The following is an 8,007-nucleotide window of genomic DNA, read 5'->3' on the forward strand; positions in this document are numbered from 1 at the left end:
TCATCCGCGCCTACAATGAAAAAGCACAGCCCTTCGCCTGGACGAAGAAACGAGTCCGCCAAAAGCGGTTCAAAGGCTGCCGTATCACTCAGCTCTGATTCCGGGTACTAGCTGCCATTCAGAGTCAGCTTGCCGATCGCGGTGGATACCTGCGACTGGCCGAGACAATTACAAGCTTTCTTGCACGGCTACGCGCAACCGCGAAGACGTTAGATGTTTCAGAGCGCCAACGTATCGTCCGACTCCTCGTCAAAGAAATCCTGGTCTCCAATGACACAATCGTGATTCGCCACTCGATTCCTGCGCCAACCGGTTCACCCGCCGGTGGCGGACCGACTTCGCCCCCTGGAGGCGGCCACCCGTCGGTCGGCGACGCAAGTTACCTTTTGCGTACGGGGAGTAGTAAGCCCATCCTGGCGAATCTGTTTCTGCATCATGCGTTCGATATGTGGATGGCGAGAACCTTTCCTCGTCCCGTTTGAGCGCTACGCGGATGACGTCATTTGTCACTGCAAGAGCGCCGACGAGGCGCAGGCGTTATGGAGCGCGCTTGCCGACCACTTTGCGGCCTGCGAGTTGGTGCTGCATCCGGAGAAGACGAAGATGGTCTATTGCAAGGATGCGAACCGGCGTGGCGATTTTCCGAACCAGTCGTTCGACTTTCTCGGGTTCTCATTCCGAGCAAGAAAGACGGTATGGCAAGGAACTATCCACGCGCACGGCTTCATGCCCGCGGTAAGTCCAAAAGCGCTGAAGGCCATCAGCCGGACGATCCGGCGCTGGACTCTTCACCATCACAGCGACAAGTCCCTGCAGGATCTGGCCAAGGCCTACAATCCGTACACTCAAGGCTGGATCAACTACTACGGCCCCTTCCATCGGACGCAGTTGCGTCCGACCCTGAAGAGGATCGATGCCTTTGTCATCCCCTGGGCGCGCCGCAAGTTCAAGCGGCTGCGTCGCAAGACCAAAGGGGCACGAGATTGGTTTGAGCGGCTTTGCCGCGCAAATCCGACTCTCCTCGCTCACTGGCTGTCAATCGGCCCTTTAATTGCGAGGTGTTGTCAAGCTGCCATTCTTTGTCTCCAGTGGCACGACGGCAGCGATCACTTCGTCGGAGCTGGTCGGGGTTGCGGAGACGGAGTGATCGCGGGTGACGAGAGAATCGTCAGCCGGAATTGGCCTGAGGCCCGGCCTCTTTAACGGGTCAACTTATTCGCGTTGATGTCGCAGCTGGGGTCATGGTCCTTCCCGACGTAGCGGGCGCCTCATGTTGATGTCCGGATCCGACGCCTCAACGTTTGCAGCGGAGTGCGGACAAGCCGCCGCCAGCCGATTGAACGAGGTCGTCGCGATCACCGTCCACGTGTCCATAGCCGATATCGAAGACGCGTGACCGATTTGCCGCTCGCAGGGCGGATCGTCCAGCTCCTGGTAATCGCTCGCCGCTTCCGCTGCGACGCCGTCCTGTGCGGGCGCCAAATCTTCACTGAGCGCTTCGCCGAGGGGATTCTGGCGCCGTCGGCCCGACCCACGGCGAGGATGGATTCGATCGTTCATCACCTCGGCCTGGCGCTTGGCGGTCGACCGGCGGCAGGCTTCGCAAAGCGGCTAATGTTGCCGGTGAGTAAGGATACGCTGCTGCGCGTGGTCCGACGCCGTCACCGTCCGCCGGCCGACCCGCTCAAGGTCATCGGCACTGATGATTGGGCCTGGCGGCGCAATCACCGATACGCCAGCATCGTCTGCAACCTGGAAAGGCGCCGGATCGTTACCCTGCTGCCAGATCGTGAGCCCGCGACCGCCCAAGCCTGGCTTGCCGGTCATCCCACGATCGCGATCGTTGCCCGGGTCCGCGGCGGGGGATATGGCGAAGCGGCCGCAAAGGCCCTGCCGCACGCGGTACAGGTCGCCGATCGTTGGCATTTGATGGAGAATGCCAGTCGGGCCTTCCTTGACGCCGTCCGAAAATCGATGCGCCAGATCCGCACCGTCATCGGCGCGACCACGATCGATCCCAAGCTGCTCACCGCGGCCGAGCGCCTGCAGTATGACGGATATCTTCGCCGCGAAGAGACCAATGCAACTATCTTGGCTTTGTCGAAAAGCGGAACACCGATCAAGCAGATCGTACGCAAGACTGGCCATAGCAGGAAGCTGGTTCGACAGGTGATCCGTGGCGAACGCCATGATGTCTTCCGGACCCGGCAGAGTTCGCTCGATCATCACCTGCCATGGCTCGACGATCAGTGGGTTGCCGGCCGCCGAAACGGGGCTGAACTTTGGCGACGTCTAAGGACGCGCGGCTTCCGAGGCTCTCTTCGTGTTGTCGCAGAATGGGCAACCCGCAGACGGCGGGTACTCGCAATCAACCGATTCGGAGCGCTACCATGAAGCAATACGTCGGGTTGGATGTCTCACAACGGGAAACTTCAGTCTGCGTAATCGACGAAAGTGGACGAGTAACGTTCGAAGGCAAGGCCAAGTCCGAACCTGGAGCATTGACCGAGCTACTTTGCAAGCGTGCGCCAAATGCTGAGCGTATCGGTTTTGAAACTGGAGCGATGGCGAGCTGGCTTTGGCACGAGCTCCGACGCGTTAACCTTCCTGTCGTCTGTGTCGATGCTCGCCACGCACATGCCGTACTCTCGACCCGCTTGAATAAGAGCGATCAGAATGACGCCCGAGGACTGGCCGAGCTGGTCAGGGTCGGCTGGTACCGAGAAGTGAAGGTCAAGAGCGAAGAGAGCCAAAGGACCCGGGCCGTTCTCGTGGCGCGATCTCGTCTGGTCGCAATCCGAAGGGATATCGAAAACCAAGTCCGCAGCATCGTCAAAGAGTACGGCCTGCTGTTCCCAAGAGCTATAGGCCTTCAGTTTCGGAAGCAGGTCAACGACTTGTTGGGTGATGATCACCACCTGCGTTCCGTGGTTGATCCTCTCTTGCTGGTCCATGATCAGGTCTGTCGGCAGCAAAGTAAATAGACGACGAGATTCGGCGGCTCGCAAACGCGGATGAAACGACGCGCGCCTGATGACGGTCCCGGGCGTGGGCGTCGTAACCGCCCTGACGTTCAGGCACACGGTCGACGGTCCGTCGCGCTTTCGATCTGCGGCGGCCGTTGGAGCCTATCTCGGGCTTACGCCTCGACGCAACCAGTCCGGCGAGATCGATCAGAACGGCCGAATCTCACGCTGGGGCGATCGACTGCTGCGAACTTATCTCTACGAAGCCGCAACTGTCCTGCTCTACCGTACGAAGAAATGGGAATCGGCTGGCCCCGGCTTGTCCGCACTCCGCTGCAAACGTTGAGGCGTCGGATCCGGACATCAACATGAGGCGCCCGCTACCTCGGAAAGGACCATGACCCCAGCTGCGACATCAACGCGAACAAGTTGACCCGTTAAAGAGGCCGGGCCTCAGCCAATTCCGGCTGACGATTCTCTCGTCACACGCGATCACTCCGTCTCCGCAACCCCGACCAGCTCCGACGAAGTGATCGCTGCCGTCGTGCCACCGGAGACAAAGAATGGCAGCTTAACAACACCTCGCAATTAAAGGGCCGATTGACATCACTGGCAGCTATGTCATGGCAACGGCCGAACATCGGGAGCCGTATGAATCGAGAGGTTCACGTACGGTTCTGGGAGCGCCCGGAGGTGAAAGCCCTCCGGGCGACTCGACATGGGGTTCCGGAAAGCTGATCGCATGGTGCGCGTTCGCGCCAAACGCCGGTGCACCAGCGATCGTCGGCCACCTGGCAATTTGGCGGTGTATGCCGCGACTCAGGAGGCAGGAGCGCCCTCGGCGCCAAAGGGCTCAATCGTTGGCTCCCGTTGAAGAGTACGCGGGGTGTTGTCCAATCACCTCAGAACCCACTGTCGAGAGACGATCATGGTCACTCGATGCTCCGTGTTGTCGTTTTTCGGCCGTGTCCCGTTGAGGACGCGTATGTCCGGGAGCCGACGCTGTGGCGTAACTATTCCGACAATACAGCGCAAAGCACATGGTTTTCGTTCCTCAAAAAAGCCCCGCGCGAGCGGACTTTGGTGGCACGTCGATTGCTGGGACACGGAAAAGGATCCGCATGACCATGCAATCCAGTCGTCGCCGCAGGAGTTCAAATGAAACTTGCTCGATCCAAACAAGCCAGCGCCATAGCTGTACGGTTGAGTGCGGTCGGTATCGCATGCATTCGCATTAGCCAAAACATCTGCCTCTCGTCGACAATCTGTAGTCGTCTCCGTGTACCACCGAGCGCATCGCGACCTGCGAACGGAGCTGCAGCGAGTGGGGCGCGAATGCAGCTCGCTGATTGAAACGCGCCGCTTCAGTAACGAGCAAGACGAGATTGATGTGGTACGGCCGCGGCTGCCAGCGCGGCTTTCCTACACGAAAGCTAATGGAGTCCCCAACAGATGAACGCGCCCAGCTATTCCGAAGCCCTGGAATTTGCGATCGACCGCTCGTACGAGATCAATCTCGACATGTTGAGATCGCGAAATCTGCACCTGGACGCGCACAACGACTATCTCGTCGGCACATATCCTCCTCTCAAGGCAATGGGTGACCTGGATGCCGAAAGATTGTTGACTCAGGTCGCCTCGTCAATTGACCTCTATTTTCATATCCCATTCTGTAATCAGTATTGCACGTTTTGCCACTTCGCCAAGGAAATCAATCCATCTTCCGAGCGAGTGGAACGCTATTTGGCGGCCTTAAATAAAGAAATGACTTGGTCGGGCGCGGCGCTTGCTGGGAGAGCTGTTGAGACTGCGTTTTTTGGAGGGGGCACTCCCTCATTTTTGACGAACCATCAACTCAAAACGCTATTTGCCATGGTTAACGAGCGCTTTGATTTGTCGAAGTCAGAAGTAAGTTTTGAGTTGCATCCCTCGCTTGTGAAGCATGCGGACGCCGCGGATCGCATCTCGACTCTACTTAGAGGCGGAGTAAACCGCTTCGTACTGGGCGTTCAAAGTCTAGATCGGGATATTTTGCGTATATTGAACCGCGGGCACGGTGTGGAGGAGGTGATACAACTCGTGACATTGCTGAACGAGATGGGCGTTGAGAATCTATCGCTTGACCTCATGTATGGGCTGCCGCAGCAAACGCTTCGGAGCTGGTACGACTCAATAATCGGGCTGTTGGACATTGGAATAGAGAAGTTCAACGTATTCCCGTTGATGTTTAAATTGACTGACCCCGTGGCCCGCCATTTGGCTATGGGACGCTATCAATTCGCCGGGGCCAAGGAGCGCATTATAATGCACTTCATGGCGGAGCACATCCTCACGAAGCTCGGTTATCGCTATGGACCAATTTTCTATTGGACTAAGAGGTCGCAGCCGCACTCCGTTCAACAAAGCCGTAAATACGATTCCTGGAACGACAATAATCTCGTCCCGTTTGGGGTGGGTGGATTTGGCTACATGAGCCAGTGCCAGTTCTACAACGAGGCAGATCTAGATCGCTATCTACGTAGGGTCGAAGCCGGCGAGAAACCAGTGTGGAAGGGGGTTGTACTGTCCCAGGACGACCTCATGCGCCGAACATTAATGTTTGCCTTGCGAAGCAGCGGAGTGCTGCTCTCCCGCTTCGAGCGCGAATTTGGAGTATCGCTAGAAGAATACTTTTTCGGCGAGCTTGAAATCTTAAGGGAGGCAGGCCTCGTTCGCATTTCAAACGATGGCGTGCTTTCGTTAACCGACGCCGGAATTATCAACTCGGGCGCTGTATCGTTGCTATTTTTCTCTGAGAATGTACTTGAGCGGGTCGCGTACAACGATAGCAGGATAACAGACAAACAAACGGATCTAATCGAAAAGCACGACTACTCGCCCGCCGCAAGATATGGGTCGAGTGCAGAAATGCAAGCTGTTTTTCGATGAAGTGGGGGAGCGCTCGTCTATGGTCGCTACGTTGTCCTTTTCCACTCCGGAACAGCAGCGCCGTCGGGCGCGGCAGATATTTTCTCATGTGTCCGATAGCTTCGATCGCGGGCAACGGAAACGGCCGCTTGGGCTTGTCAGCAATGTTGTCGCCGATCAACTGCCGCACTTCATTGCCGAGATCAAAGGCAGTGAACGGCCAGATGAAGCGGTCAAGGCTCTTGGAAGTAGCATTAATGCGATGATTGCATCGGCTGACCATGATGGACAGCTGCTGAAGTTGCCGGATCCCGACTTCGCCGTCGCTAAGACAGACGTCCAATATCTCGTCAATTGTGCTTATCAGATGTCGGCGTTTGCCGGCCTTGATCCCGTGCAGGCGGAGTTGACGGTGGGAGAGGCGCTGAGCCGTCTCGCCCGCTTAAGCTGCCAGCGACAGCCTAGCATTGAGGTTCTCTCCTATGAAGATATGATCCTGACGAATCCAGTGCAGAGCGATCCTCGCATATATTGCCTTGGCGCCGCCGGGGTCGAGGAGCGAGACTTTTGCTTGGGTCATCAACTCATCGAGAGCGAGCTAAAATTGGCAATCGCAGCTCTACTTGAATTGCGTGATGCGGCTGACGCGGACGCTCATCAATGTCTTGCGCTATGCTTGGAACGCCTTGAGTCAGCGAACTATGTTCTGGCCCGATTTTTTGAACATATGTCGCCCGACCTATTTAGCCAATTTCGTGTGTTTTACGGAAAAAACCCTTACAAGAATAGGCTTGGCCCAAGCGGTCGGTTTTCTGCCCGGGTCGTGGCGGTCTCGGTGCTACTGGTCGGCGAAGAACTCTTTCAGCAGAAGCCGCAATACTATAGGGATTTGTATCGGCTGTCCGAATACTATCCGCAGGGAGGCATTCACGAGGTATTCCGCTGGTTGTCACCAGATGACAAAGGCGCGGAGCCCACGCCAAGTTGGCTGGAAGGGAAAGCGGACTTTCCTGGGTTTGCAACCATTTCGCCCGTCATCGAACGCTATGGTGGAGAAGTCCGAAGGCTGCGCGCTTCGTGTGTTTGTGCGCTGGAACAGTTTACCCGGATGCACCGTACTACGGCTTTGAAATATACGGTTGAACCGGGTCGTCCAATTGTCGGAGTCGAGGCTTCGGAAAGTGTTGAGGCTGTCCTTTCACAGCGGCTGTTAACGGCGGCGCGATAGCCGGCGGTATTTGGCTAGGTAAAACATGTAGTGATGCTGAGAGGCGCAGGCATCCGACACGGGTCCAAAGGTGGCGTTCGATGTCTCAGGACGAAGTGATGTTTCGTCAATTTGAGTCAGGAGATACTGATGATGTGTGGCATCTGCATAGACGCGCATCGGAGGCGGTTGGTGTGTGTGGCCCGGAAGGAGCGTGGGAGGATGATTTACGAAACATTGGAGAAATATACATCGCGTCAGGCGGAGACTTCGTAGTTGCGCATATTGGTTCCAAGCTCGTTGCCATGGGTGGATTGAAGCTTATTGACGATGACGTCGCAGAGCTGAAGCGTATGCGAGTCGATCCTGCCTTTCGACGGCGAGGGCTTGGGACGAGGATTCTTAGTGAATTGGAAACGCGAGCCGCCGCCCTGGGATTCAAGCGGATAGTACTCGACACGACAAAGATCCAAGTAGGGGCTCAAAGACTTTATGAGGCCGCCGGCTACGTTCGCCGTAAGGAAGGGATGTTGCACGGATATGAAGTGATCTTCTACGATAAGCGGCTTGTCGGCCGGGATGAGCCACGTCACATAATCAACGAGGTTGTGGGCCTGGAGAATCCACGCTAGCCCTGTAGGGACCTGGCGTCGTGAAAGGCTGAAGCAGGTGAAGGCGCTGGAGTTCGGCTCGCGTCGACTGAGGAGAAGCGCGGGCGCCGCGGAAGCGGTTTCGTCGTCCGTGAAGAAGCTCCCAAGTCATTGAGCGGGAGTCGAATTTTGGATCGGAGCGAGGTTCGGGATTGCAAGCTTTTTGGATTTGAAGGCCCGAAAGCTTGCAATTTGATTTTTGGGATTCCGTCGAATCGCGTGTCGTGATTCCGTGGTCGCAACGGAGGGGACGATGCGACCCAAGGAACGACGGGAC

4 protein-coding genes and 2 pseudogenes are annotated in these 8,007 nt (G+C 56.8%); all 6 read left to right on the plus strand.

The features are described from left to right. Window positions 1-435 precede the first annotated feature (435 nt). Entirely contained in the window at window positions 436-1,203 is a 768-nt protein-coding gene (locus tag ACZXDY_RS43655; protein ID WP_464349738.1) for a group II intron maturase-specific domain-containing protein, read from the plus strand. Between the two features lie 162 nt (window positions 1,204-1,365). Continuing rightward, a pseudogene (locus ACZXDY_RS43660) lies at window positions 1,366-2,373 on the plus strand (ISL3 family transposase); the annotation flags it as partial. Between the two features lie 17 nt (window positions 2,374-2,390). Next, window positions 2,391-3,273: pseudogene (locus ACZXDY_RS43665) on the plus strand (IS110 family RNA-guided transposase); the annotation flags it as partial. Window positions 3,274-4,418: 1,145 nt separating this feature from the next. Then, window positions 4,419-5,894 (plus strand): coproporphyrinogen-III oxidase family protein, encoded by a 1,476-nt coding sequence (locus ACZXDY_RS43670; RefSeq protein ID WP_464349739.1) that lies wholly within the window; start codon window positions 4,419-4,421, stop codon window positions 5,892-5,894. Window positions 5,895-5,913: 19 nt separating this feature from the next. Continuing rightward, entirely contained in the window at window positions 5,914-7,101 is a 1,188-nt protein-coding gene (locus ACZXDY_RS43675; RefSeq protein WP_464349740.1) for a hypothetical protein, read from the plus strand. An 80-nt stretch (window positions 7,102-7,181) separates the two neighbouring features. After that, window positions 7,182-7,712: a GNAT family N-acetyltransferase gene (locus ACZXDY_RS43680; protein WP_051397385.1), complete on the plus strand. Its 531-nt coding sequence runs from the start codon at window positions 7,182-7,184 to the stop codon at window positions 7,710-7,712. Window positions 7,713-8,007: the final 295 nt, after the last annotated feature.

The organism is Bradyrhizobium sp. LeoB3, assembly GCF_055456055.1.